Here is a 25,937-nt window from a genome sequence, read left to right on the forward strand (position 1 = left end):
CGCGGCGCGCACGCGGGCGCGCAGCACGCATGAGGAAGGCCCCGCCCGGATGATCCGGGCGGGGCCTTCGTCGTCATGAGCTAGTTGAGCTCATGCAGTTCGTTTCCGTCCGCGTCGTAGGTGGTCACCGGACCCTGGGGCCAGACGGAGATCCCGTCGCCCCAGTACACGATCTCGATTTCGGTCGAGACGTCTTCCTGAACCTCTGCGAACATCACCTGGTCGGCTTCGAGGTCGTACGTCATTCCCGTCGGCTCGAACATCACCGTGAAGGGGCTGCCGTCCGCTGCCTTGATCTTGATCCTGAACTTGGCGTCACTCATCCGGCTCTGTTCCATGCGTCGAGGACCTGCTGCACGAGTTCGACGCGAGCAGGAGCGGTCTTGTTGGTGGGGATCTTGATGGCGGCGTCCCTGTACATCTCCATCAGCTCCGTCGCGTCCTCCTTCGACGCCAGATCGCGCAGTTGACTGTCCGACTTCTTTGCGTTCTTGAAACGGTCCGGACGCCCGGTCCCCCAGATCGACAGGCCGACTTCACCGACGGTCTTGTCGCTCGGAAGCTTGGTGCTCTTGCTCCATCCACCGCTCTCCGCACCCTTGCCGGTCCAGCGGCTCGGTGGAGCCTTCAAGTCTGTGACCGTACCGTTGCTGTCCACCTCGAACCTCGAGTCACAGAGCTTCTTGCAGCCCTTGGCGCCCTTGACGGCCACCTTCACCGCCTTGGCCCACTTCGCCCAAGGCAGGTCCAGTGCGCTGGTCAGGCAGCCCTTCACCGAAAGGGCGGCGCAACTCGCCCACGCGGCGGCGTCCGGAGCGATCACGAGGAGCATGAAGTTCCCGATGGCGGCGTCCCGGGGAGACCGCGCGTACGAGAACAGTCCGAGAGCCGCGGCCCCGTCGCAGAAGGCGTCCTGCGTGTCCGGGCTGTAGCACCGCTGTCCGCTCAGCCAGGCCTTCAGCCGCTCCTCGTAGGTCTTCTTGAACGGGAAGCGGACCTTCAGCTCCTTGTCGGAGAGCATGCGTCCGCCGGCGATCCAGGAATCGCCGTTGTCGTCGATCGTGACCGTGACGGTGGGCTCATCGTCGTCGAAGCTGATGGTGTCGTCATCGGGCTCCGTCGGCATGTCCTCGATGTGCTTGCCGTTGGTCCAGCCGCCGCCACCGCAGTACCCGGCGCTGCCGCAGCTTTCGAGCCCGGTCGGGTCCATCTGCGAGACGGGGTTGTTGTTGGCGTAGTTGTACCCGTTCATCTGGAGCGGGTTGGTGATGTCGATGACCGGGTCGACCGAGATGAAGCGGCCGGTGGTCGGCTCGTACTCGCGGGCGCCGATGTGCGTGAGGCCGGTGGTGCTGTCTTCGACGCCGGTGCCGAGGAAGGTGCGGCTGCCGGGCCAGTTGGTGGCCATCGCGCCGCGCTGGTTGCCGTACGGGTCGGACTTGCGGCGGGTGACCGGCTGGCCGGCCTTCTGCTCGACCGCGATGGTGCCGGTGTTGTGGTGGTCGGCCAGCAGGACCGTCAGCTTGTGGCCGGTGGCCTTGCCGCCGGTCTGGCGGACGGTGGTCGGCATGCCGTCGCCGCCGTAGTAGCGGACGGCGTCGACGGCCTGGCCGGCCTTGTCGACGGTGACCTCGGTCTCACCGAGGTAGAGCGTGCGGCTGCTGCCGGTCTCCTCGATGAGGCGCTTGCCGGCCGTGTCGTAGATGTAGGTGGTGGTGTTGTCGGCGAAGGTCCACTGCTGGGCGGCGGCGTTCGCGGCACAGGTGAAGATGTGAAGGTCGTTGCCGTCGGCCGGGTTGTCGTTGGGGACGGTGACGCAGCCATTGGCCGCCGCGTTGTAGAGCGTCTTGTCGCCGGTGCGATAGGTGAACTTCTGCTTGGCGCTCCCGTCACAGGTGGAAAGGCGCGCGTAGAGGCCGTCGGCGGTCAGGCACTTGTCCAGTGCGCGGACGGTGTCGCCGGTCAGGCGCCACTGCTGCGCACGGGTTTCGTTGCAGGGCCACAGCTGGACGGCGGTGCCGTCCGCGTTGGAGCCCTCGGCCACATCGAGGCACTTGCCGGCCAGGCCCGTGACAGCTACGGCGCCGATGCCGGGGCTGCTCGCCGAGGTGAGGTTGTTCCTCCGGTTCCAGGTCAGTGCCTGGGTGTCGGCGTCGATCTTCCGGCTCTTGGTGTTGCCCGAGGAGTCGTACTCGTAGGTGGACTGGGAGAGCAGCGTCGTGCCCTGCTTCTTCTCCACCTTGGTGAGCGCGTGGGGCTGGCTCTTGACCAGGAGCTGGCTGCCACCGGGCGGATCGATGCCGTAGGTGTACGTCGACGTCTGGTCCAGCGCCGAGTCGGTGAGGTTGTGGTTCACCAGCCGCGTGCGGTTGCCGATCTTGTCGAACTCGTACGACTGCCAGTAGCCGTCACCGTCCGGTCCGGCGGTGACGTCGCCCAGCGAGGGCCCGGTGCAGGCCGCCGTCTTGCCGGTCCAGGCCTGGGTTAGCTGGCCCATCGGGCTGTAGGAGAAGCACTGCCGGTCGATCTTGCCGCCCGGCTGGGTGTCCGTGATCGAGGTCGGGTTGCCGGCCACGTCGTAGGTGTAGGACACCGCGGAGAGCCGGTTGTAGTTGGCCGTCTCCCGGTCGGAGATCGACTGCGTGACGAGACCCGTGTTCGGGTCGTGCAGGTTGGTCGTCCACACCCGGTTCGGGGCGTTGCCCGACGCGGTGCGCAGGACCTCTCCGAAGGGGCTGTAGATCGTGTCCGCGGTGTACCAGGACAGGCCCGAGGTGGTCACCGGCAGGCCGTCGGCGTTGTAGCGGGTGACCAGCTTCTCGGCGGCCAGACCGCCCGGGGTGGCGGGCAGCGTCGTCGACTGGACCGCACCCGTGGGGGTGTAGGTGGTGGAGTAGGCGTACGTTCCGGCCAGACCCTTGGTGGCCGCGGTGTCGGGAATGGTGAGCTTCGCACCGGTGGGGCGGTACTCGGGGTCGTAGCCGGTGACCTCGGACTTGAACGCCGTCCCGTTGAGGTAGGACGTGGACGAGGCGGCCATGCCCTTCGCCCCGGCCACCGTGTCGTAGGCCCACGACGCCGTCAGGGTCCCGGTCGCCGAACCCTCGCGCGACTCGGTCTTGCGGCCGAGCTTGTCGTAGATGGTGAAGGCCTTCGTGCCGGCCGCGTTCTCCGACCAGGCCTCTTTGTCGAGGTTGTTGTAGCCGAACGACGAGGAGCCCATGTCAGGGTCCGTGGACGCGACCAGACGGCCTCGGGCGTCGTAGGAGTACGTCCAGCTGTTGTTGTTCGGGTCGGTGACCTTGGACAACTTCCCGCGTACGTCGTAGGCGTACTTGGTGTCGGTCCAGGTGGTCAGGTCGGTGGCCGTGTACCTCTGGATGAGCGTCGTGCGGTCCAGCACGTCGGTCCAGGACTTGGTGGCCTGGCTGCCCGGCAGCGGGGCCGAGCCGTCGGCCGACATCCCGCTGCGGTGGATGGTCCAGTTGCCGGCGTACATGAATACGTCGGAGTGGTGCGCGGTGCCCTCGAAGAGGGTGGTGGCGCGCACCGACCGCCCGAGACCGTCGTACGCGGTCGCGGTGGCGTTGGGGATGTGGAAGTCCGTCTCCGGGACGAAGATGTCCTTGTTCGGCTCACCCTCCGCGTAGTAGCTGTTGTTGGTCCGGCGGACGGTGCCGCTCGCGCTGTACAGCTTGTCGTTGACCAGGCGGCCGCCACCCGCGGCCTCGACCTGCGTCTGACGCGGGCGCAGCAGGCCGTCGTAGATCTCGATGGAGCTCTCGTAGGTGCCGTTGTCCCGCAGCGTGCGCGAGGTGACGGCCGGCGGCTCGTGCTCGGTGATCTGGTACTCGAAGGTCTGCCGGGCCTTGTCGATGGCCGGGTTCTGGGAAGGCGTCCAGACCGCGGTGGTACGGCCCAGGGGGTCGTAGCCGGAGGTGACCTTGCGGCCGTTCTGGTCGGTGACCTCCAGCACGGTGCCGCGGGCCGGGTCGAACTTGGTCGTCGACTTGTGGTTCAGGGCGTTGGTCGCCGTCTGACTGAAGGCGGGCCCGGTCGCCGGGGTGAAGGTCGTGGTGACGGCGTTGTTGTCGGGGTCCTGCGACTTGACCACGCGGCCCAGGGCGTCGTACTCGAAGCGCCCCGTGGTGACCCAGCCGGTGCCCGCTCCGTCCTGGGTGTCCGTCTGGAAGGGCAGACCCTTCACCGGAGCGGCGCCGAAGGCGTTCAGGACGTCGTACGAGGTGCGGGTGTTCGACAGCAGGGTGCCCGTGGCCGCCTGAGCGCAGGTGCCGGAGGTGGAACGGGCCGACTGCGGAAGTCCGATCAGGTGCTTGGCGGTGTTGTGTACGTAGGTGCTGGTGGTGCAGCTCTGCTCGTTGACCGTCCAGCCGCCGGAGCCGTTCGAGGTCATGGCCTCGCTCTGCGCGGTGGTCTTCAAGCCGTAGGTGGGCTCGAAGGTGTCGACCGCACGGCTCAGGCGCATGCCGCCCTCGATCGCCTCGTACCGGTCCATCCGCGAGGTGTCGACGCGGAAGGCCTGGAGGTCGCTGGTGCCGTCGCGCGGCCGGGAGCCCGTCTTCTTGCTCTCGTACCAGTTCAGGTCGCGGGCGGCGACGGCGGCGCCGGCCCCGGCCTTGGTGTACGTGATGCTCTCCGCGACCTTGCCCTGGTACTGCGGCAGGTCGTCGCCGAGGGTCTCGGTATTGGTGGAGTCCTTGACGGTGACCACCGCGCGCCCCGCGTCGCCGGACATGCCGCGGAAGTAGCGGGTCCGGGTCTGGGACTGCTCGGTGGCGTCCGGCTTGCCGGCGTTGGCGGTGACGCCCTTGGTCGTGACGACCGAGGCGTAGCCGCGCCACTGGTCGTAGGTGCGCAGCTCGGGCTTGGTGAACTCGTCGTCCGCCTTGGCCCAGGCGGCGTCGCCCTCGTAGGTGTAGCTGGTGGTGACGTCGGGCTGGCGCGCGACGCGGTCCTTCTCGACGACGTTCTCGACGACGTACTTGTTGAACCACTCCAGCGGCGGCGTCTCCAGCTCACCGTCCGGGGACCAGTGGTTGGGGAAGCAGCGGCCCGTGTTCTCCTCGGGCTTCGGGTGGGTGGCGCCGACCGGGCACGGGGCCGAGTAGTCGACGTAGACCTCGCCGCCGGTCTCGTTGCGGATGGTCTCCACGCGCAGGCGGTCGTAGTCCGGGGTGGCGTCGGTGGCGCTCTTCGCGACGCGGTTGGGCATGTCCTGGACGTTGGCGAGGAAGGAGACGGCCGGCAGCGAGGCGCTGAGCTGGTTGCCGTTCTCGTCCTTCTTCGTGCCGTAACCGGTGCGCGTGATCGACTCCAGCCACAGCGGCGGGTGGGTGTCGGTGCGCTGCTTCGGGAACGACTGGTCCAGGGTCCACGAGTCGACCTTGGACAGGTCGGTGGTGCCCTCGGTGCGCTGGCCGTAGGTGGTGATGCCGGTCAGGCGCTTACGGGTCCAGAAGCTGGGCACGGAGACGTAGCAGGTCTCCGCGGTGAAGGTGCAGTTCAGCGTGGACGGAGTGTCCCACCAGGGCTGCTTGAGCTCGTAGTTCTTCGACTCGAACTCGGCGTCCTCGCACTTCGTGGCGCCTTCGGCCTTGCAGCGCTCGGCCACGGTGAACTCGACCTTGGCGGCCGGGGGGCCGGAGAGGTTGTCCGAGCGCAGGCCGTAGGAGATCTGCGTCGGGTAGCCGCCGCGGACGTATCCGACCTCGGCGCTGTTCTTCTCCTTGTACTTCTCGTTCTTGGAGTAGCGGTTCTCTTCCCGCTTCCAGTCGATGATCAGTGCGTTGCCGTGGACGTCCTCGACGTAGTCGAGGTTCCAGCGCCAGGCCTGCTTGCAGGAGGAGTCCGCGAAGGCGGTCGCGTGGCAGGGCTCACCGGCGTGGTTGCCGAACACGGGGACGTTGAAGACCGAGTCCGTCACGGGCCGGGTGCCGGCGCCGTCCACGTCGTGGCGGCCGAAGGAGTACTTGGTGCCCTCGCGGGTGGTGACGACCCAGTACTCGCCGTCCTTGGCGCCGTTGGCGACGTTCGCGTCGGTCTTGCGCTCGACCTTGGAGCCGTCGTCGTTGGCGGGGATCCACGCGCCGGTGGCGGTGTCGTGGACCAGCTCGGTGGTGCTGCCGCCGAGCGACATCACCATGTTGTCGCCGGCCCAGCACAGGTCGTTCTTCTTCTTGTCCGCGCTGTTGTCGTTGTTCGGCGCGTTCTTGAGGTCGGCCGAGCAGGAGCGGTAGCGCCGCTCGACGAAGCCCGGGTGGTAGTCCCAGCCGTCACCGACCCACGAGGCCTGGCCGTTGGCGACGGACGTCTTGCCGTCCACCGCCTGGGAGCCGTAGGAGAGGGCGATCTTCGGCTCCGGGCCCGCCGGGGCCGCCGGGACGCCGAGGGGGTAGCTCCAGGAGAAGCCGCCGCCGCTGCCGCCCGCCGTCCAACTGCCGGACGGGGAGAGCGAGGTGGCCTTGTACGTGCCGCCCGCTCCGGACGCGGAGTCCGTGGCGGCCAGCACGGTCGGACCGCCGCCGCCGACGGCCATGGTGCGCATGCCCTGGCCCGGCGCCGTGGCCGGATCGACGGTCGCGCGGACGGTGCCCGTGGCGGGGTCGTTGGTGCTCGGGATGCGCTTTGCGGCGCTGCATTCGGGAAGGGTCGGCGTCGTCAGGAAGCACGCGGGGAGCTGCTTGAGTTCCAGGCGCGTGGACCACTCGGTGCCGTACAGGTCCTCGAACTGCTTGTAGTCCAGCTGCACGTCGACCGGGGTCGAGCCCTCGGCCGGCGGCGTGACCTTGATGATCGCGCCGTCGAGGCCGGCTGCCTCCGTGGCCGTGCGGGCTTCGACGGACACCGCCCAGGTGCCCGAGGGCGCCGGCGGGGTCGGGTTGCTCTCGGTGGGCGAGGCCTTGCCGATGCTGATGGGCAGCGTGCCCGCCTTCACCAGTGCCGTTCCGCTGCCCGCATTGAGTGCGACATCCGCCGTACCGGCCGCCGGGGGAGTCACCTTCGAAGGTTCGTACCCCGCCGGAGGCTGCGCGGGAGCGCCGGCCCAGCCCTCCAGCTTCGCGGCCTCGACCTTGTCGAGCTTGGCCTTCAGGTCGGCCTGCAGGTCGGGCAGTTGGACGCCGGAGCGCGAGCCGGGCGGGGCCGCCCATGCCTGCGCGGGCAGAAGAGTGGCCAGCAGCACCACGGAGAGTGTGACTCCGGTACGCGCCAGTTTTTTGCGCGCCTTCCCGTTTCCGGGCAGGCGCAAATTGTGCGCCGCAAAGGGCGACATGTATTCCCCCCATACCGCTGCCGTCCGGTTATTGGACACTCGGACGGCAAAGGATTGACAAATTGCCAGCAGATCTTGGGGGGAGTGCTCGCCGGAAGTCCACCACAACCGGGGTTGGAGTGGTCTTAATCACTTGAGGAGATTCGCATGTAGGGAGAAACTGGGTGATTCGGTGTCATCAGGGCTTGCGATTGCGCCAGTTGGAGGGTGTTTCGGGCCGGAAGATGGTCCATGATCGGGTCGCACTTTTGTCATCAATGGGCAAAGTGAAGTACGTGCGTTCGATTTGGCGCCCGAGGGGGAGAACGAAGAATGCTTGTCAGCGATTCCGAGACCGAGGCGGCGGCTGTGGCCGACGACCCACCGAGACCCAGGTGGTTCCGCCGCCGCAGGACTCTGGGCGGTGTGGCCGCCCTGCTCGCGCTGGCGGTCGCCGTGCCGGTCGGCGTGCAGGTGAGCGGGAGCGGCGAGCAGGACAAGAAGCCCGCCGCCGAGGGGGCGGGCGCTCCGGTCTCGGCCTCCGAGGCGCGCGAGCGGGCCGCCGAGAGCGGCAAGGACGTCGAGGCCACGGCCGACCGAAGCCCCAACACCACCACGTGGGCACAGCCTGACGGCCTGTTCAAGAAGAAGATTTCCAGCTCGGCGACCCGCGCCAAGGTGGGCGACCAGTGGAAGCCCGTCGACACCGACCTCGCGAAGACGGAGACCGGTTATGCCGCGAAGGCGGTGAACGGGCGCGTCGTCTTCAGCGCCGGTACCGCCGGCGCCGCGGCCGGTGACCGGGCCTCGCGCGGCGTCGTGCGTTCCGCCCTGACGGTGGACGCGCCCGGCCAGGTGTGGACGGAGCTGGTGCGTCTGGGCGTGGACGGGCACGAGATGACGGTGAGCTGGCCGGGCGTGCTGCCCGAGCCCGTCATCGACGGTCCGCGCGCGCTGTACGAGAACGTGCGCCCCGGCATCGACCTGCTGATGACCGCGCAGGACGGCGGCTATTCGCACCTCCTTGTCGTCAAGGACAAGACGGCCGCGGCCGATCCGCTGCTGGCCGAACTGAACTACCGCCTGGCCTCGCCCGACCTGGCGTTCCAGCTGGACGCGGAGTCCGGCGCGCTGTCGGCGCGTGACGCCAACGGCGACGAGGTCGCCGGCTCGCCGTCCCCGCTGATGTGGGACTCCTCCGGCAAGGTCGCCACGACGGACGACGTCGCGGCGTGGAAGGCACCGGCGGCCGCCAAGGACCACCCGACGCTCGGTCTGGCCGGTCTGGCGGGCGCGGAGCGGGCGCACCTCTCGGTCGCCGCCGCCTCCCTCGCGGAGGGCACGCTCTCACTGAAGCCCGACGCGGCGCTGCTGAACGCCGCCGACACGGTGTACCCGGTGTTCGTGGACCCGTCGTTCAAGGGTCACAAGCGTTCCTGGTCGCTGCTGTACAAGACGGCCGGCAATTCGAGTTTCTACAACGGCCAGAACTACAACGCGAGCGGTACGAACGAGGCCCGCGTCGGATACGAGTCGGACTCGGGCGGCACGTCCCGCTCGGTGTTCAACTTCGATTTCGGCACCGAGCTCCACGGTGCGGGCATTCAGACCGCGGTCGTGCGCGCCCTGCAGACGTATTCGTGGTCCTGCTCGCGCAAGGACATGGACATCTACTCGACCCCCTACGTGGGTTCGTCGAGCACGTGGAACAACACGACGGGCTGGTGGACCAAGAAGGTCGCCACCGAGAGCGCCGGCTACGGCTACAACAGCTCCTGCCCCGACAACTGGGTCGCCCCCGACATCAAGGGCCTGGTCACCGAAGCCGCGAACGGCCGCTGGGGCGCGCTGTCCCTCGGGTTCAAGGCACCGAGCGAGTCGGATTCGTACTACTGGAAGAAGCTCCTCGCCAACGGTGAGAGCGCCCCGTACATCGAGGTCACCTACAACACCCCGCCGGACGTCCCCGTCGCGTCGAACATGAGCACCTCTCCCGGTGGCCCGTGCCTGACGAGCAGCCCGGGTACGAGCATCGGCAAGACCGACGTGTCGTTCCAGATCAAGGGCAACGACCGCGACGGCAACCTCAAGATGCTGCAGCTCGAGGTCTGGGACGCCGCCAGTGGCGCGAACGTCTGGAACGAGTGGATGCAGGTGAACAGCTCCGGCGTGGTCACCCGCAGCGTGCCCCTGGACAAGTTCACGTCGGGCCGCAAGTACTTCTGGCTGGCTCGCGCACAGGACTGGGACGGATGGTGGTCTCCGGGTTCGGGCCCGGCCGACTCCGGTTCACCGGGCTGGTGCACCTTCACCGTCGACCACACGGCGCCCGCCAACCCGGCCGTGCGCTCCTCCCACTTCCCCCCGCCGGGACCGGACGGGGCCGAGTGGAGCCTGAACCCCGCCAGCACTCCCGACCAGTGGATCGAGATCCTCGGCAACGGCACCGCGGCCGCGGACATCCGCGAGTACCAGTGGAGCCTGAACCACCCCACCTGGGAGAACAAGGTCACGCCCTGGCAGAACGACCTGGCGTCCATCAAGCTCCAGGTCGACACCGCCGGTCCGAACGTCCTGTACGTCCGGACCGTCAACAAGGCCGGCAACATCTCGGTGCCGACCGAGTACCTCTTCTACGTCCAGGCCCGCCCCGGCACCGACACCCCCGGTGACGTGACCGGTGACGGCTCGCCCGACCTGCTGGCCATCGACGCCGCCGGAAACCTGCGCACGTACGCCGGTGACAAGCAGGGCGACACCGACGCCTTCATTCCGGGTGCGGTGGAGAACGGCGCGGTGGTGGCCCCCGGCTACTGGAAGGACCCGGCCACGGGCAAGGCCGCGTTGATCGGGCACGCCACCGACTGGCACCCGGGTGACGGTCTCACCGACCTCATCGCGGTCATGCCCGACGGGAAGATGTACATCTACCCGGGCACCGGCACCGGCCAGTTCGACGTCGGCCGCCGCCAGGAGATGCAGCTCCCGCTGAGCGCGCCGGACCCGGCGACGTTCCGGCAGATCGTGGTCACCGAGGACGTCGACGGTGACGGCCTGGGCGACCTGTTCGCCCTGGACGCGGACGGCTTCTGGGCCTTCTCGGGCTACACGGGCTCCAGCTTCGCCTCGTACCGGAAGATGGCCACCGGCTGGGCCGCCCGCGACATCGTGGGCGTGCGCGACGTGTCGGGCGACAAGGTTCCCGACCTGCTCTTCCGCGACAACGCCAACGCGAACCGCGGTCTGGCCCTGCGCAAGGGCAAGGCGGGCGCCAACGGCGGCGCCGATCTGGCCTCGCTGCAGTTCGCGGCGAACGCCGAGGGCGGCGTGGACTACACCTACGCCACCACCGGCTGGGGCCGTGCCGAGTACCCGCGGGTCCTCGGTACGTCCGACGCCAACGGTGACGGCGTCGCGGACATCTGGGCCGTCGGCACCACCGGCAACGAATGGCTCGTCCAGGGCGCCCCCACCGCCGTCGGCGTCGCCCTCGGACGGGACGAGGACAACTGGCACACCTTCCTCGGCATCGGATAGCCGGAGCCGACGGAACACCACGAGGAAGCGGCGCCCCGCCCCGGCCACCAGGCCGGGGCGGGGCGCCGCCCGCGTTGTGCCCGGTTCCGGGGGGCGAAGCCCCCGGCGCCTCAGAGCTCGTGGTCCTCCAGGATCCCCGACTGGGCGATGAGGAAGCCCAGCTGGGCCCGGCTGCCGCTGCCCAGGGAGGCCGCCAGCTTGGCGATGTGGGCGCGGCAGGTCCGTACGTTCATTCCCAGCCGGCGCGCGATGGCCTCGTCCACGTGCCCCTCGATGAGGAGCTGGGCGATGGAACGCTGTACGCCGGAGATGCCGCCGGGGGTGTGCCGGTAGGTCACCTCGGCGGTGAGCGGCACGGCGCGGTGCCACAACTGCTCGAACACCTTGATGAGGTAGTCGACCAGCCCCGGGTGGCGCAGTTCCAGGGCCGTGCGCCGGTCGTCGCTCGTGGGGATGAAGGCCACGGTGCGGTCGAAGATCATGAGGCGCTCTATCAGCTCCTCGAGCGTGCGGATCTCCACCTTCCCCGCCGAGATCCGGTCCACGTAGGCGAGCGTGCCCTGGCTGTGGCGCACCGTGTGCTGGTAGAGCGTACGGATCCGCACCCCGCGGTTGACCAGGGGCGCGGCGCGTTCCAGTGCCTCGGTGAGGACGGAGGTTGACCGGGCCCCTCCCGGCTGTACGGTCAGCACTTCGGTGTGGCACTCGGCGGTGGCCAGGTCGAGGGCGGCGTGGATCTGGTCGAACCCCTCCAGCACCGTGATGGCGTGGGTGTTCGCGGGGCTCTGGGCGCTGATGGTCAGAAACGGCTCGAATGCGTCGGTGAGATCTATGGTGTCCCGGCGCCGGTCCTGAATCTCCCGTTCGAGCGGGTGGAGCCGCTGGGCGAGTGCGACGGACGGGGGAACCGCGCGCAGTTGGTTCGCGTCATCGGGGTCGGGCCTCAGTAGAGCGAATTCGAGCAGGCAGGGGGCGTTCTCGACCTCGCTGCGGGCGACCCGCCCGGTGCTCAGCGCCGCCGTGTAGAGCCGCGTCCCCTCGGCGCACATGGACGTGACGGGGTGGGGATGTGTCGGTTTTGTGTCGCTTCTGGGCAAATCTCCACCCCCCAGGGTCCTGAACATGCAAGAACATGATGCATCGTCCCTGTGGCAGTGACGTGCCCGAATGAGCCATCGTCTGACACGCGGGGGAGAAGATTTCCATCAAGTGAGGACGAAGCCGACCATGTACAAGAGAATGCTTCGCTCGGTACTTGCCATTGGGTTCTCCGCCGTTGCGGTTTTTGGAGCAGTCAGCGCCGTCGGCGGGGACGTGGGGGGCACCGAGACGATAGCCGGTGAGATAGGCAAGCCGGACCTCGGCTGGGACACGACTCCCAACGCTCTCGGCACGGCCACCGCCGCATCCACCCACGACCTTGGCTGGGACTGATGACCCCCGACGACAGCGGCTTCCGCCGCGAAATGGCCTCCGCGTACCGCTCCGGCTGGCAGTTCATCGATCTCACCAGCGCCATTCCCTATGCCGGTGACTCACTGAAGGTCACCCTGTTCGGCCAGCCGATCATCGTCGTGCGCGAGGAGGACGAGGACGTCCGGGCCTACCGGTGCCTTCGTCGCCCGCGCGGCGCCCCGCAGCCCGTCCGCTGCGAAATCCGGTACGGCATGGTCTTCGTCAATCTGGACCAGCGTGATCACCAGCTTTTTGAGTCCGAATCCGCCGCCACCCCCCGCAGTGCCTGAAGCGATTCCCCCCGTCGTCACGATCGCTCAGGCGCTACCCCCACACAGCGACGCCATCGTGGACCTGACCACGATGGCGTCGCTGTGATGTCCGTGTCCAGTGGTTGAACCGGACAGGGTTCGCGCGGCCCCGGCCGGGCGCCCGCGCCCCGCGTCCGCCCGCGGGGGCCCCGCGTCCGCCTACGCCCGCCCCATGGCCCGGTCCAGGGTGATCTCCATGACCACCCGGTCCGGATTGGGCGACGGCGTGCGCCCGTACCGCTCCGCGTAGCGCCGTACCGCCTCGGCGACCGAGGCCTCGTCCGTGCGGATCACCGCGCGACCCTCCAGGGTCGCCCAGCGGCGCCCCTCCATCTGGCACACCGCGACCCGGGCCCCGCCGCGCGGGCCGGCGCCCGCGGCCTGCGCCGCCAGGACGTTGCGGATCTTCTTGCTGTTCTTGTTGCTGATCACCCGTGCCAGCCCGGCCTCCGGGTCGTACGTCACGCCCACCGGAACCACGTGCGGGGTGCCGTCGGGGCGCGGGGTGGTCAGGGTGCAGACGTGCCGCTCCCGCCAGAAGGCGAGGTACTCGGGCGTCGGGGCGAGCACGTCGTGAGCTGTGGAGGTTGCCGACATGTGCGAAGACTACGATCCCAGCCTTGAGTGGAATAGACTCAACTTTGTGTAGGTTATCCGTGTGAACTACACGCAAGCCGTGCAGTGACCCTAGTGACCGTAGGTGAGAGGAGAAGCCGCCCGTGGACGCCGAGCTGACCAACAGGAGCCGGGACGCGCTGAACGCGGCCACCAGCAGGGCCGTCAAGGACGGACACGCGGACCTGACGCCCGCGCACCTGCTGCTGGCGCTGCTCGCCGGCGAGGACAACGAGAACGTCACCGACCTGCTGGCCGCGACCGACGCCGACCAGGTCGCCGTACGCGCCGGGGCCGAGCGCCTGCTCGCCGCCCTGCCCAGCGTCACGGGCTCCACGGTCGCGCCCCCGCAGCCCACGCGCGATCTGCTCGCCGTACTGGCGGAGGCCGACGCGCAGGCCGGCAAGCTCGGTGACGAGTACCTCTCCACCGAACACCTGCTCATCGCCGTCGCCGCCAAGGGCGGCGCCGCCGGGGAGATCCTTTCCACCCAGGGCGCGACGGCGAAGAAGCTGCGCGACGCCTTCGAGAACGCAAGAGGAGGGCGGCGGGTGACCTCCCCCGACCCCGAGGGCCAGTACAAGGCCCTGGAGAAGTTCGGCACCGACTTCACGGCGGCGGCCCGCGAGGGCAAGCTCGACCCGGTCATCGGCCGGGACCTGGAGATCCGGCGCGTCGTCCAGGTCCTCTCCCGCCGTACGAAGAACAACCCGGTGCTCATCGGCGAGCCCGGCGTCGGCAAGACGGCCGTCGTCGAGGGCCTCGCCCAGCGCATCGTCAAGGGCGACGTCCCCGAATCCCTGAAGAACAAGCGGCTGGTCTCCCTCGACCTCGGAGCGATGGTCGCCGGGGCCAAGTACCGCGGCGAGTTCGAGGAGCGCCTCAAGACCGTCCTCGCGGAGATCAAGAACAGCGACGGCCAGATCATCACCTTCATCGACGAGCTGCACACGGTCGTCGGCGCGGGCGCCGGAGGCGACTCCGCCATGGACGCGGGCAACATGCTCAAGCCCATGCTGGCCCGCGGCGAGCTGCGCATGGTCGGCGCGACCACCCTCGACGAGTACCGCGAGCGGATCGAGAAGGACCCGGCGCTGGAGCGGCGCTTCCAGCAGGTGCTGGTCGCCGAGCCGAGCGTCGAGGACACCATCGCGATCCTGCGCGGGCTCAAGGGCCGCTACGAGGCCCACCACAAGGTGGTCATCAACGACAGCGCGCTGGTCGCCGCGGCCACCCTCTCCGACCGGTACATCACCTCCCGCTTCCTGCCCGACAAGGCCATCGACCTCGTCGACGAGGCCGCGTCCCGGCTGCGCATGGAGATCGACTCCTCCCCGCTGGAGATCGACGAGCTCCAGCGCTCCGTGGACCGCCTGCGGATGGAGGAGCTGGCACTGAAGAACGAGTCCGACCCCGCCTCCCGCGAGCGCCTGGAGAAGATCCGCAAGGACCTCGCCGACAAGGAGGAGGACCTGCGCGGCCTCACCGCCCGCTGGGAGAAGGAGAAGCAGTCCCTCAACCGGGTCGGCGAGCTCAAGGAGCGCCTGGACGACCTGCGCGGCCAGGCCGAGCGGGCCCAGCGCGACGGCGACTTCGACACCGCCTCGAAGCTGCTCTACGGGGAGATCCCCGCCCTGGAGCGCGAGCTCGCGGAAGCCGCCGAGGAGGAGGCCACCCAGACCGGGTCCGGGGCGGCCAAGGACAGCATGGTCAAGGACGAGGTCGGCCCGGACGACATCGCCGACGTGGTGGGCGCCTGGACGGGCATCCCGGCCGGCCGCCTGCTGGAGGGCGAGACCCACAAGCTCCTGCGCATGGAGGACGAGCTGGGCCGCCGCCTGATCGGCCAGGGCGAGGCCGTGCGCGCCGTCTCGGACGCCGTGCGCCGCACCCGCGCGGGCATCGCGGACCCGGACCGGCCGACCGGCTCGTTCCTCTTCCTCGGCCCGACGGGCGTCGGCAAGACGGAGCTGGCCAAGGCGCTCGCCGACTTCCTCTTCGACGACGAGCGGGCGATGGTCCGCATCGACATGTCGGAGTACGGCGAGAAGCACAGCGTGGCCCGCCTCGTCGGGGCCCCGCCCGGGTACGTGGGCTACGAGGAGGGCGGCCAGCTGACGGAGGCCGTCCGCCGCCGCCCGTACTCGGTGGTCCTGCTGGACGAGGTCGAGAAGGCCCACCCCGAGGTCTTCGACATCCTGCTCCAGGTCCTCGACGACGGCCGCCTCACGGACGGCCAGGGCCGGACCGTGGACTTCCGCAACACCATCCTGATCCTGACGTCGAACCTGGGCAGCCAGTTCTTGACGGATCCCTCCACGGCCGCGGAGGAGAAGAAGGCCCGGGTCCTGGACGTGGTCAGGGCCTCCTTCAAGCCGGAGTTCCTCAACCGGCTGGACGACCTCGTGGTCTTCTCGGCCCTCAGCGAGTCCGAGCTGGCGCACATCGCCGAGCTCCAGATCGGCCGGCTCGCCAAGCGGCTGGCCGACCGCCGGCTCACCCTGGACGTCACGCCCGAGGCCCTGGCCTGGCTGGCGGACAAGGGCAACGACCCGGCGTACGGGGCCCGCCCGCTGCGCCGCCTGATCCAGACGGCGATCGGCGACCGCCTGGCCAAGGAGATCCTCTCGGGCGAGGTCAAGGACGGCGACACCGTCCGCGTCTCGGTGGCGGGCGACGGCCTCCTGGTCGGCAAGGCCCTCTGAGGCACCCGCAGGGCCCCTCAGGGGCCCTGCGGGCCGGCTCCCGGCCCCGCCCAGCCGGTCCGGGCCGGCCGGCGCCCGTACGGTCCGGGCCGGCCGGCGCCCGTACGCAAACCCAGCGGAACGGGCATCCATCCCCCTTATGGCCGTCCTACCCCTGTCCGCCCGGAGCGGATCGCGGCTGCGGGGGTGGACACGGAGTGGGCGCGATGGGGGAGGATGGCCGTATCCGCACGAAGGGAAGTCACACGGTGAGCATCGACCCGGCCTCGATTCCGAACTTCGGAGGGCAGCAGCCCGATCCGCAGGCCACAGGACCGGCGGGCCCCGTGGTCCCCGACCAGGACCTCGTGAAGCAGCTCCTGGAGCAGATGGAGCTCAAGTACGTCGTCGACGACGAGGGCGACCTCGCGGCGCCCTGGGAGGACTTCCGCACCTACTTCATGTTCCGCGGCGAGGACGAGCAGCAGGTCTTCTCCGTTCGGACCTTCTACGACCGCCCGCACAAGATCGACGAGAAGGCTCAGCTCCTCGAGTCGATCGACGACTGGAACCGCCGCACCCTGTGGCCGAAGGTCTACAGCCACACGCACGACGACGGCTCCGTCCGCCTGATCGGCGAGGCGCAGATGCTGATCGGCACCGGCGTGAACCTGGAGCACTTCGTGTCCTCCACGGTCAGCTGGGTCCGCGCGTCGATCGAGTTCGACAAGTGGCTCGTCGAGCAGTTCGGCCTGGAGAAGGACGTCGACTCCACCGACGGCGACGACGAGGACGGCGGCACCGGGACCAACTAGGTCCAGGTCCCAGGCGGCCTCACGGCGCCACTCCGGACATGAGCAGCAGGTACGGCCCGTATCCGTACGACAGCCCGGCCAGCACCCCGGTCACCACGACCGCGGTGCGCGGCCGGGCTTTCGCCATGAGGGCCGCCACCGGCAGCAGCAGCGGGAACGCGGGCAGCAGGAAGCGCGGCTTCGACTCGAAGAACCCCGCGCCGCCGTAGGTCATCACCAGCAGGACGCCCGTGTACACGAGCAGCGGCAGCGGTGTCGTGCGGTCCGCGGCCAGGAGCCCGGCGAGGACCAGCGCGGCCACCAGCAGGACCACCGTCACGGTGGTGGCGAGCTCCACGCGCCCGCCGCCCAGCGCGTGCCGCGCGGAGGCGACCGCCCCGGCCCCGAAGTCGAAGCGCGAGCCCCAGCCGCTCTGGACGGCGAAGTAGCCGCCGAGGGGATCGCCGCGGTGCACGCCCACCAGCAGGACGTACGAGGCCCAGCCCGCCGGCGCCGCGAGCGCGGCGGCCCACAGCGCGGGCGCCCGGCCCCGCCGTCGCCAGAGCTCGAAGGCGGCCGCCGCCACGACGGCGGCGGCGACCGCGATCCCGGTGGGCCGGGTCAGCCCGGCGAGCACGGCCAGACCCGCGGCCCACCCCCAGCGGCCCCGGAGCACGGCGTACAGGGCCCAGGCGGCGAAGGCCGCCAGCAGGGCCTCGGTGTAGGCGAGCGTCAGCATGAGGGCGTGCGGCAGCGCCGCCCACAGCGCGACGAGCAGCAGCCCGGCGCGCGGCCCCAGCAGATGCGCCCCCACCCGGTAGACCCCGGCGGCCGCCGCGCCGGCGGCGACCCAGGCCACGGCGATCGCGGCGGTGGTCAGGGAGCCGGGCAGCACCGCGGAGGCGCAGCGGATGAGGACGGGGTAGAGCGGGAAGAAGGCGGAGTCGCTCTGGACTGACCCGATCGCGGGCCAGATCTGGGTCCGGCCGTAGCCGTGCTCGGCGATCCGCAGGTACCAGACGGAGTCCCAGGACTCGCCGAGCACCCGTACGGGGCTGCGCCCGGCCCACCAGGCGGCGACGGCGACCGCCAGCACCCCGGCCCCGCGCAGGGCCGCGTAGACCCCGAGGGCGACGAGGACGCCGGGGCGCCCGGTCCGCCCGCCGCGGCCGCGGAGCCCGTCGAGCCCGGTCCGTATGCCGCTCGACACCGTCGCCATGCATCCCGACTTTCCTGGTCTCGCCTGAGTACGCTCATCCGATGATGAGAGCTTCCGGAACGTTCAAGGTCGTCAGCTTCACTCCGACAGCGCTCACCCCGGAGCCCTCCGTGGAAACCGGGCTCCCGGTCGGAGTCGCCACGATGGAGAAACACTACGAGGGCGAAACCCTGACGGGCCGCTCGGCCACGCTCTTCACGGCCGCCTTCGACCAGGAGGCGGGCGTCGGCAGCTACGTGGCCATGGAGTCCTTCGAGGGCTCCCTCGAGGGCCGTGGGGGCGCCTTCAACTTCGTGCACTCGGCCGCCACGGACGGCGGCCCCACCCGAGCCGCCGAGCACTTCGCGATCGTCCCGGGCAGCGGCACGGCGGCCCTGAAGGGCATCACGGGCGGGGGCGGCCTGCGCGTCGCCGAGGACGGCACGCACCACATCTGGTTCGACTACGACCTCCCCTCCTGACCCGGGGTCCTCGCGCTCATGAAGCACGCTGACGGAGCCCGGTCGCTCCTGCTGGCGCTGCCCGAAGTCTTCCCGTGGGTGCGGCACCTGGACGACGAAGAGATGCGCGCGTTCACCGTGGAACTCCTGGAAGCGCTTTCCGATGCGGCGGAGCTGGGTGCGCGGGAGGCCGTGCACCGCGCGCTCGTCTCCTGGAGGGCGACGGCACGTATCAACGCCGATCCGGAGCAGCTCAAGGAGGCACTGCGTCCGCTCGACGGGGACGACCTGGGTCCCGTCGAGGTGGGCGGGTGAGCCCGAAGAAGGGCGATCGCTCGTCTCTCCCGTGCGGCACGGGCTCCGGCTGAAAGGCCGGGCCCTATGCCCGCACGTCCATCTGGCTCGCTGCTCAGCGAGCCAGCCGACCGAGGCGGTCCACCGCCTCCTCCAAAACCGCCGTCCTCTTGCAGAAGGCCCACCTGACCTGGGTGGCGCCCGCCGACTTGTCGTCGTAGAAGACCTGGTTCGGGATCGCCACCACCCCGCACCGTTCCGGCAGCGCTCGGCAGAAGGCCAGGCCGTCCGTCTCGCCGAGCGGGGTGATGTCCGTGGTGATGAAGTACGTGCCCTGCGGGCGGAAGACCTCGAAGCCGGCCGCCGTGAGGCCGGCCGACAGGAGGTCGCGCTTGGCCGCGAGGTCGGCGCGCAGCGACGTGAAGTACGCGTCCGGCAGCGCCAGGGCCTCGGCGATCGCGTACTGGAACGGGCCGGAGGAGACGTACGTCAGGAACTGCTTCGCCGAGCGGACCGCCGTCACCAGCTCCGGTGTCCCGGTCACCCAGCCGACCTTCCAGCCCGTGAACGAGAAGGTCTTGCCGGCGGAGGAGATCGTGATCGTGCGCTCGCGCATCCCGGGCAGGCCGGCCAGCGGGGTGTGGGCGCCTTCGAAGACCAGGTGCTCGTACACCTCGTCCGTGACGACCAGCAGGTCGCGCGAGACCGCCAGCTCCGCGATCGCGGCCAGCTCGGCCGGGGTCAGGACCGTGCCCGTCGGATTGTGCGGGGTGTTCAGGAGCAGCAGCCGGGTGCGCGGGGTCACCGCCGCGCGCAGCGCGTCCACGTCGAGGCGGAAGTCCGGGGCGCGCAGGGTGAGCGGAACGCGGACCGCGCCGGCCATCGCGATGCAGGCGGCGTACGAGTCGTAGAAGGGTTCGAGGGCGATGACCTCGTCACCCGGTTCGAGGAGGGCGAGGAGGGCGGCCGCGATGGCCTCCGTGGCGCCCGCCGTGACCAGCACTTCGGTGTCGGGGTCGTACGCCAGTCCGTAGAAGCGCCGCTGGTGGTCGGCGATCGCGGTACGCAGCTCCGGGACGCCGGGGCCCGGCGGGTACTGGTTGCCCCGGCCGTCGTGGATCGCGCGCACCGCCGCCTCGGCGATCTCGGCGGGGCCGTCGGTGTCGGGGAAGCCCTGGCCGAGGTTGATCGACCCGGTGGCGGCGGCCAGCGCGGACATCTCCGCGAAGATCGTCGTGCCGAAGGCGGCCAGACGGCGGTTCAGGAAGGGACGGTTGCTGCGTGCGGGAGCGCTCATGGGCGCCATCCTGCGGTGAAGCTCTGGACTTGCTCAAGTGTGCTTTGGGCCGCGCCGCCCGAGGGCATCCCCCCGGTACGCGGGACGACAGGGGATCCCGCACCCCCGGGGGACCGGGGCCTTGACGGGAAGGGGGGACGAGCATGGTGGTCGTCCTGGTCGTGGTGGGCGTGGCCGTGGCGGTGGGGGTCGTGTGCATCGGGGTGGTCGCGGGCCGCGCGGCCCGCAGCGGGTACGCGTCCGGCGGTTCGGGTGGGTCCGGCGGCAACAACAGCTGGTGGGCGGGCGGCAGCGGCAGTGGCAGCGGGTCCTCCTGCGGCTCCTCGTCCTCCTCGTGCGGTTCCTCCTCGTCCTCCTGCTCCTCCTCCTCGTCGTCCTGCGGCGGCGGAGGATGCGGATCCAGCTGACACGGGGCAGCATGGTTCGCGTGAACCGTGGACGCATGGACCGCAGATGCGTGGACATAAGAAGCGTCGACGCACGGATGCCTGGATCCGTGTGTCCGTCGCCGGAATACGTGAGACGCCCGCCGGGGACAACTTCCGTCGGGCGTCCTCTTGTTCGGGCGTCGGTACCGCGCATTACGGCGTACGGGCGGGATGCTGTTGAACACGTGAACTGTGGAGCCCCCGAGGGGATGTAAACCCCGTCAAGTTGGGTAAAAACGCTGTGAGTGCCGTGCCTTTCATGATTCCCTCGGTTGAGTAGACCAGTCCTCGGACCTCCCTGGACTTCCTGTGGACCCGTGCCGGTGTCCCCCCACCCGTTGACTACCGCTGGCGGGCCCCGGCCCATCTCCCTCGCGCGTTTGCGGAGCCGACTCATGCTCACGACCCTCCAGACCACCTATACCGACACGCGTGCCGCCGATCTCGCCTGGGCCCTGGGTCGGGACCGGCTGCCCGCCCTGGCCGTACTCAATCTCGAACTGGACGGCGCCAAAGTGGAGTTGCGCCTGCTCGGAGCCTCCCATCAGGTACTCCTGGAGGAAGGTGACGTGTACTGCTCGGAGACCGTCGCCTGCATGCCCGGCAGCAGCACGCCCCTGCCGCTCGGCGTGGCCAAGCGCGTGGGCGACTGGGAGTACGAGTTCGCCGCGCGGGTCGAGACCCTGTCGCGCGGTTCCTTCGCGGGGCGGGCGCAGGAACTGCTCGCGCTGGTCGCCGATCACCCGAACGGGCTCGCCGGAACGTTCCCCGGCAGCCCGCACGCCTTCACCGCCATGCTCGCGCAGCGCTACGAGGGCCAGATCCGGTGGCGGACCTGGCACGCCTACCCGCAGGAAGGACAACTGGTGGCGACCCGCACCCGGGTCGGCGTACGGATGGGCACCACGGGCGCGGGCGCGGCGGGCGCGACGGCGGACGGGGTCGCGACCCCCGTCCGAGCTGCCCTCGCAGCCCCTGTCCGAGCCCCCCTCGCAGCCCCCGTCCGGGCCCCCGCCCCCGCCGAGTCGCCGGCGCTCATCTAGGCCCGTGGCCGCACCCCGCACCCCGCGCGCGGCTGTCGCGGGGTTGCGGAGCGGTTACGCCAACTGACCGAACCAGTGCGCCACTTACACCCATGTGGGTGACTGGATGCAAGCAGGCCGTGACGTACGGTTCGCTGCATGATCGACCGTTCCGCCCCGCGCGGGGTGCTCCCGGCTCCGGAGCCGCGCGGCGTGGCCCGCGTCCCGGCCGCCCTTCCCGTCCGGCCCCGGACCGGCCGACTCCTCGTGCTGGCCACCGTGTTCGTCTGCGCCGCCTGCGGGCTCGTCTACGAACTGGAGCTGCTCGCCCTCGGCTCCTACCTCATCGGGGACTCCGTCACCCAGGCGTCCGTCGTGCTGTCCGTCATGGTCTTCGCCATGGGCGTCGGATCCCTGCTCGCCAAAGCGCTGCGCGACCGCCCCGCCTTCGGCTTCGCCGCGATCGAGGCCGGCCTCGCCCTCCTCGGCGGCCTCTCCGCCATGGCCCTCTACGCCAGCTTCGCCTGGCTGGGGGAGTCCCGGCCCGCGCTCATCGCCTTCTCCTTCGCCATCGGCGTCCTCATCGGCGCCGAGATCCCGCTCCTGATGGTCCTCATCCAGCGCATCCGCAGACAGGACGCGGGCGGCGCCGTCGCCGACCTGTTCGCCGCGGACTACGTCGGAGCCCTCGTCGGCGGCCTCGCCTTCCCCTTCCTCCTGCTGCCCGTCCTCGGCCAGCTCACCGGAGCCGTACTCACCGGCACCGTCAACGCCACCGTCGGCAGCGGCCTCGTCCTGTGGCTGTTCCGCCGCGACCTGAGCCGCCGGGCCCGCTGGCTGCTCATCGCCGCCAACATCACCGTCCTCGCCGTCCTGGCCTGCGCCACCGTCCTCGCCGACGACTTCGAACGCGTCGCCCGCCGCGCCGTCTACGGCGGCGAGGTCCGCGTCGCCGTGCAGACCGGGGTCCAAGAACTCGTCCTCACCGGCCCCGCGACCGGCTCCCCCCGCTCCCTCGAATTCTTCCTCGACGGCCGCCTGCGGGTCAGCGGCTACGACGAGTACCGCTACCACGAGGCCCTCGTGCACCCCGCCATGACCGGCCCCCACACCCGGGTCCTGGTCCTCGGCGGCGGAGACGGCCTCGCCGCCCGCGAGGTGCTGCGCTACGGCGACGTCGCCTCCGTCACCGTCGTCGAGCTCGACTCCGGAGTCGTGCGGCTCGCCCGCACCGACCCGATGCTCTCCGCGCTCAACGGCAGGGCGTACGAGGACCCGCGACTCGGCGTCGTCAGCCAGGACGCCTTCCGCTGGCTCCGCGGGCCCGCCGCCCGCGCCCGCTTCGACGTCATCGTCTCCGACCTGCCCGACCCCGGGATCACCCCCAGCACGAAGCTGTACTCGCAGGAGTTCTACGGGCTGGCCGCGCGGGCCCTGCGCCCCGGCGGGCGGCTCGCCGTCCACGCCGGGCCGCTGGCCACCAGGCCCCGCTCGTACTGGACCGTCGAGGCCACGCTGCGCGCGGCCGGCCTGCGCACCGCCCCCTACAGCGCGGGCGGCCGCCTCTCGGGCTTCGCCGCCGGGCCCGACCGGGTGCTCGGCGCCTCCGCCGCCGCCCCGCCGCCGCAGGACTGGGGCTTCGTCCTCGCCGCCCGCGAAGCCGTACCCAGGCTGCGCGTGGACCAGGACACGCCCTCCCTGCGCTCCCTGTCCACGCAGTCCCTCGCCGACGCCGCCCGCGACGCGGAACGGGTCCGCGTGCCGGGCCTGCCGCCGTCGACGCTCCCGCACCCGAGGTACTCGTAGGGATCGAGGTCCCGTCCCTCATTGACTTCGCCGCCTCACTGACGGGAAGCGGCCGCGTCGGTAGGCTCGACCGCATGGAGCATCAGGTGTTCGTTCCGGTCCCCGCCGCCGACGTCCGCGCCGTGCTGCGCGATCCCGCCCGGGTGGCGCGCTGCGTGCCGGGGCTCCAGCAGGACGCCGACAGCGGGGCCGGACCGCTGTCCGGCCGGATGAAGGTGCGGGTCGGCGGGCACACCGTGACCTACCGGGGCGCCCTGGCCGTCACCGAGCGGGACCCCGACCACTTCGCGGTCGACGGCGAGGGCACGGAGGTGCGGGGCAGCGGCGGCGTGAAGCTCTCCCTGGTCCTGCGCCTGACCGAGGCGGACGGCGGCACCCGGCTGGCGTTCACGGCCGAGGGCGCCGCCGACGGTCGCGCCGCGGGCTTCTCCCCGGAGGCGGCCGCCACGGCCGCACACCGTCTCCTGGACCGTGCCGCCGGCCACCTCGCGGCCCTCGCGGTCACGGACCTGCCCGGAGCGGGCGACCGGGACGCGGTCGCGGACGTGGCCGAAGCGCCCGACGAGGACTGGGTCGACGACGTGGCCGAGGCCCGGGACGCGGCGGCCGTCGAGGACACGGACGCGGGCTTGGACGCGGACCTGGACCCGGACGGGGACTCCGACTCCGACCCGGGCGTCACCGAGGTCACCGCGTCCGTGTTCGACACCGACGTTCCGCCCCCGTCGCTCGACCCGTTCCTGGAGGGCGGCTTCGAGGGCGGCGCCGGCTTCGGGGACCCCGGCGGGCCCCAGCGCCCGCCCGCGGAGGCCGCCCACGCCCGCCGCACGATGATCGGCCGCAGCGCGGAGGAGGTCGACCACGCCCCGCCGCGCGGCCGCTACGCCCCGGTCCCCGCCCCCAGCGCCGCCTCCGCGGGCGCGAGCCTGCGCTGGATCGCCCCCGCCGCCGCCGTCGCGGTCGCCTCGGCGGTCCTCCTGGGCCGCGCCCTCCGCCGCCGCGGCTGACCCCCGGACCCACCAGCCGGCGGCCGCACCCTGACGCCGCCGGCGCCGCCGAGGAACCCGCCCGCACCGCCGTGCGGGCCTGAGCACTTGGTCCGGCTGGCTAAGGTCATCGCATGAGTACGCAACTGCGCGCCGGCGGCGCCGAGGTGACCATCGACCAGGAGAACGGCTGCCGGATCAGCAGTCTGCGCATCGACGGGACGGAGCTGCTGCGCCAAGGGGCCCACTACGGCTCCTTCCCGATGGTCCCGTGGTGCGGGCGCACCAGGGACGGGCAGTTCCAGGACGGCGCGACCCTGCACCAGCTGCCGCTCAACCTCCCGCCGCACGCCATCCACGGTTTCGGCCGCGACGCCGCCTGGCGCCGCGCCCGCGCCACCGGTACGGAAGCCGTGTTCACGTACCCGCTCACCGACCCGTGGCCGTACGAGGGCATGGTCACCCAGATCTTCGAGCTCGGCGAGGACGCGCTGACCCTGACCATGGGCGTGGAGACGTACGGGGACTCCTTCCCGGCGCAGGCCGGCTGGCACCCCTGGTTCCACCGCAACCTGGGCAACGGCGGCGAGGACGTGCGCATCGCCTTCGACGCGGCCTGGCAGGAGGAGCGCGGCGCCGACCACCTGCCCACCGGCAACCGCATCGATCCCAAGCCCGGCCCGTGGGACGACTGCTTCGGCATGCCGTACGGCGTCGACGTCACGCTCACGTGGCCCGGCGAGCTGGAGCTGAAGGTCGCCGGCCGTTCCGAGTGGGTGGTCGTCTACGACGAGGAGCCGGAGGCGGTCTGCGTGGAGCCGCAGTCCGGCCCGCCGAACGGCCTGAACAGCCTCCCGCAGCTGGTCACCCCGGTGGACCCGCTGGAGATCTCCTCGACGTGGAGCTGGCGGCGGCTCCCGTAGACCCGTCGTCACAGTGGCGCCCGGCCCGGGTCCCCGGCGGCGGCTCCCGTGGGCCGCTCCCACGCGCCGTGGGGCCCGCGTCGTCCGCCCGGGCAGGGCCTAAGCTCGTGCCCATGAGTGACGTACGCGATGAGCTTCTGCAGCAGATCAAGGACAAGGCCGTCGTGCACGGCAAGGTGATCCTGTCCTCCGGCCTGGAGGCCGACTACTACATCGACCTCCGCCGGGTGACCCTCGACGGCAAGGCGGCCCCGATGGTCGGGCAGGTCATGCTCGACCTCACCGCCGACCTGGAGTTCGACTGCGTCGGCGGCCTGACCCTGGGCGCCGACCCGGTCGCCACCTCGATGCTGCACGCCTCCGCCGCGCGCGGCGAGACCCTGGACGCCTTCGTCGTCCGCAAGGCTCAGAAGGCGCACGGCATGCAGCGCCGCATCGAGGGCACCGACGTGAAGGGCAAGCGCTGCCTGGTCGTCGAGGACACCTCGACGACCGGCGGTTCCCCGCTGACCGCCGTCGAGGCCGTCCGCGAGGCCGGCGGAGAGGTCGTCGCCGTCGCGACGATCGTCGACCGGGGTGCGGCCGACGCCATCGCCGCGGCCGGCCTGCCCTACCTCACCGGCTACCAGCTGGGCGATCTCGGTCTTTGAGAAGAGCGGAAGGGGTCGCTCAACTGGTGACTTAGGTCCCCGGCCCCTGCCGACCACTTCCTGGGCAGCTTCTGACCTGGGCTTTTCCGGCCGGGGGGGGGGGGTGGGGGGGGAACCACCCCCCCCGCCCCGCCCCGGGGGGCCGCCCCCGCCGGGGGGGGGGGGCCCCCGCCGCGGGCCCGGGCCCCCCCCGCCCCCCCCCCCCC

General features: G+C 70.9%; 18 protein-coding genes and 1 pseudogene. 13 read left to right on the top strand and 6 right to left on the bottom strand.

What is annotated here, in order from left to right:
• Positions 1 to 80: 80 nt before the first annotated feature.
• Together ACFWBY_RS25635 and ACFWBY_RS25640 are read right to left on the bottom strand one after the other, a co-directional pair.
• Positions 81 to 323 carry a hypothetical protein gene (locus tag ACFWBY_RS25635; RefSeq protein WP_385344436.1) on the bottom strand — a complete coding sequence of 81 codons (243 nt, stop codon included), beginning with the start codon at positions 321 to 323 and terminating at the stop codon, positions 81 to 83.
• Positions 320 to 7,201 (bottom strand): ricin-type beta-trefoil lectin domain protein, encoded by a 6,882-nt coding sequence (locus ACFWBY_RS25640; protein WP_385344439.1) that lies wholly within the window; start codon positions 7,199 to 7,201, stop codon positions 320 to 322. Before ACFWBY_RS25640 ends, ACFWBY_RS25635 begins: the two co-directional genes overlap by 4 nt.
• 495 nt (positions 7,202 to 7,696) lie before the next feature.
• Here ACFWBY_RS25640 and ACFWBY_RS25645 point away from each other — a divergent pair, with 495 nt between their 5' ends.
• Positions 7,697 to 10,807 carry a DNRLRE domain-containing protein gene (locus ACFWBY_RS25645; RefSeq protein WP_385344442.1) on the top strand — a complete coding sequence of 1,037 codons (3,111 nt, stop codon included), beginning with the start codon at positions 7,697 to 7,699 and terminating at the stop codon, positions 10,805 to 10,807.
• A gap of 110 nt (positions 10,808 to 10,917) precedes the next feature.
• Here the strand turns inward: ACFWBY_RS25645 and ACFWBY_RS25650 are convergent, their stop codons facing one another.
• Positions 10,918 to 11,931, bottom strand: a complete 1,014-nt coding sequence (locus tag ACFWBY_RS25650) for a helix-turn-helix transcriptional regulator (RefSeq protein WP_385344305.1) — start codon at positions 11,929 to 11,931, stop codon at positions 10,918 to 10,920.
• A gap of 103 nt (positions 11,932 to 12,034) precedes the next feature.
• Between ACFWBY_RS25650 and ACFWBY_RS25655 the strand changes: the two genes are divergently transcribed.
• Positions 12,035 to 12,241, top strand: coding sequence for a hypothetical protein (locus tag ACFWBY_RS25655; protein WP_385344308.1), 207 nt, complete (start codon positions 12,035 to 12,037; stop codon positions 12,239 to 12,241).
• Positions 12,241 to 12,552, top strand: a complete 312-nt coding sequence (locus ACFWBY_RS25660; RefSeq protein WP_385344311.1) for a (2Fe-2S)-binding protein — start codon at positions 12,241 to 12,243, stop codon at positions 12,550 to 12,552. The genes ACFWBY_RS25655 and ACFWBY_RS25660 overlap by 1 nt, the downstream gene beginning before the upstream one ends.
• Positions 12,553 to 12,732: 180 nt before the next feature.
• Here the strand turns inward: ACFWBY_RS25660 and ACFWBY_RS25665 are convergent, their stop codons facing one another.
• Positions 12,733 to 13,170, bottom strand: a complete 438-nt coding sequence (locus tag ACFWBY_RS25665) for a pyridoxamine 5'-phosphate oxidase family protein (RefSeq protein WP_385344313.1) — start codon at positions 13,168 to 13,170, stop codon at positions 12,733 to 12,735.
• Between the two features lie 122 nt (positions 13,171 to 13,292).
• On the opposite strand from ACFWBY_RS25665, the gene clpB reads away from it, so the two are divergent.
• Both clpB and ACFWBY_RS25675 read left to right on the top strand, forming a co-directional pair.
• Positions 13,293 to 15,893 (top strand): ATP-dependent chaperone ClpB, encoded by a 2,601-nt coding sequence (clpB, locus tag ACFWBY_RS25670; RefSeq protein WP_385344316.1) that lies wholly within the window; start codon positions 13,293 to 13,295, stop codon positions 15,891 to 15,893.
• A gap of 248 nt (positions 15,894 to 16,141) precedes the next feature.
• Positions 16,142 to 16,687, top strand: coding sequence for a YbjN domain-containing protein (locus ACFWBY_RS25675; RefSeq protein ID WP_385344319.1), 546 nt, complete (start codon positions 16,142 to 16,144; stop codon positions 16,685 to 16,687).
• Positions 16,688 to 16,706: 19 nt separating this feature from the next.
• Here the strand turns inward: ACFWBY_RS25675 and ACFWBY_RS25680 are convergent, their stop codons facing one another.
• The gene (locus ACFWBY_RS25680) at positions 16,707 to 17,885 is read right to left on the bottom strand and encodes a mannosyltransferase family protein (RefSeq protein ID WP_385344322.1); all 1,179 of its coding nucleotides are present in this window, start codon (positions 17,883 to 17,885) and stop codon (positions 16,707 to 16,709) included.
• Positions 17,886 to 17,929: 44 nt separating this feature from the next.
• Here ACFWBY_RS25680 and ACFWBY_RS25685 point away from each other — a divergent pair, with 44 nt between their 5' ends.
• A complete protein-coding gene (locus tag ACFWBY_RS25685) occupies positions 17,930 to 18,346 on the top strand; it encodes a DUF3224 domain-containing protein (protein ID WP_385344344.1) in 417 nt (138 codons plus the stop codon).
• An 18-nt stretch (positions 18,347 to 18,364) separates the two neighbouring features.
• Complete coding sequence (locus ACFWBY_RS25690) at positions 18,365 to 18,640, top strand: prevent-host-death family protein (protein WP_385344325.1); 276 nt, start codon at positions 18,365 to 18,367, stop codon at positions 18,638 to 18,640.
• 94 nt (positions 18,641 to 18,734) lie between these two features.
• Here the strand turns inward: ACFWBY_RS25690 and ACFWBY_RS25695 are convergent, their stop codons facing one another.
• Positions 18,735 to 19,925, bottom strand: coding sequence for a pyridoxal phosphate-dependent aminotransferase (locus ACFWBY_RS25695; RefSeq protein ID WP_385344328.1), 1,191 nt, complete (start codon positions 19,923 to 19,925; stop codon positions 18,735 to 18,737).
• Between the two features lie 134 nt (positions 19,926 to 20,059).
• Between ACFWBY_RS25695 and ACFWBY_RS25700 the strand changes: the two genes are divergently transcribed.
• From ACFWBY_RS25700 to pyrE, 6 genes and pseudogenes are all read left to right on the top strand, one after another.
• Positions 20,060 to 20,323 carry a hypothetical protein gene (locus ACFWBY_RS25700; RefSeq protein ID WP_385344331.1) on the top strand — a complete coding sequence of 88 codons (264 nt, stop codon included), beginning with the start codon at positions 20,060 to 20,062 and terminating at the stop codon, positions 20,321 to 20,323.
• A 416-nt stretch (positions 20,324 to 20,739) separates the two neighbouring features.
• Positions 20,740 to 21,243: pseudogene (locus ACFWBY_RS25705) on the top strand (DUF2617 family protein); the annotation flags it as partial.
• A gap of 282 nt (positions 21,244 to 21,525) precedes the next feature.
• The gene (locus ACFWBY_RS25710) at positions 21,526 to 23,172 is read left to right on the top strand and encodes a polyamine aminopropyltransferase (RefSeq protein ID WP_385344333.1); all 1,647 of its coding nucleotides are present in this window, start codon (positions 21,526 to 21,528) and stop codon (positions 23,170 to 23,172) included.
• A gap of 74 nt (positions 23,173 to 23,246) precedes the next feature.
• Positions 23,247 to 24,179, top strand: coding sequence for an SRPBCC family protein (locus ACFWBY_RS25715; RefSeq protein WP_385344336.1), 933 nt, complete (start codon positions 23,247 to 23,249; stop codon positions 24,177 to 24,179).
• A gap of 113 nt (positions 24,180 to 24,292) precedes the next feature.
• On the top strand, positions 24,293 to 25,081 hold the full coding sequence (locus ACFWBY_RS25720; RefSeq protein WP_385344339.1) for an aldose 1-epimerase: 789 nt from the start codon (positions 24,293 to 24,295) through the stop codon (positions 25,079 to 25,081).
• 113 nt (positions 25,082 to 25,194) lie between these two features.
• Positions 25,195 to 25,731 carry an orotate phosphoribosyltransferase gene (gene pyrE, locus ACFWBY_RS25725; RefSeq protein WP_385344342.1) on the top strand — a complete coding sequence of 179 codons (537 nt, stop codon included), beginning with the start codon at positions 25,195 to 25,197 and terminating at the stop codon, positions 25,729 to 25,731.
• Positions 25,732 to 25,937 lie beyond the last annotated feature (206 nt).

The organism is Streptomyces sp. NPDC060049 (assembly GCF_042736715.1).
Lineage (GTDB): Bacteria > Actinomycetota > Actinomycetes > Streptomycetales > Streptomycetaceae > Streptomyces.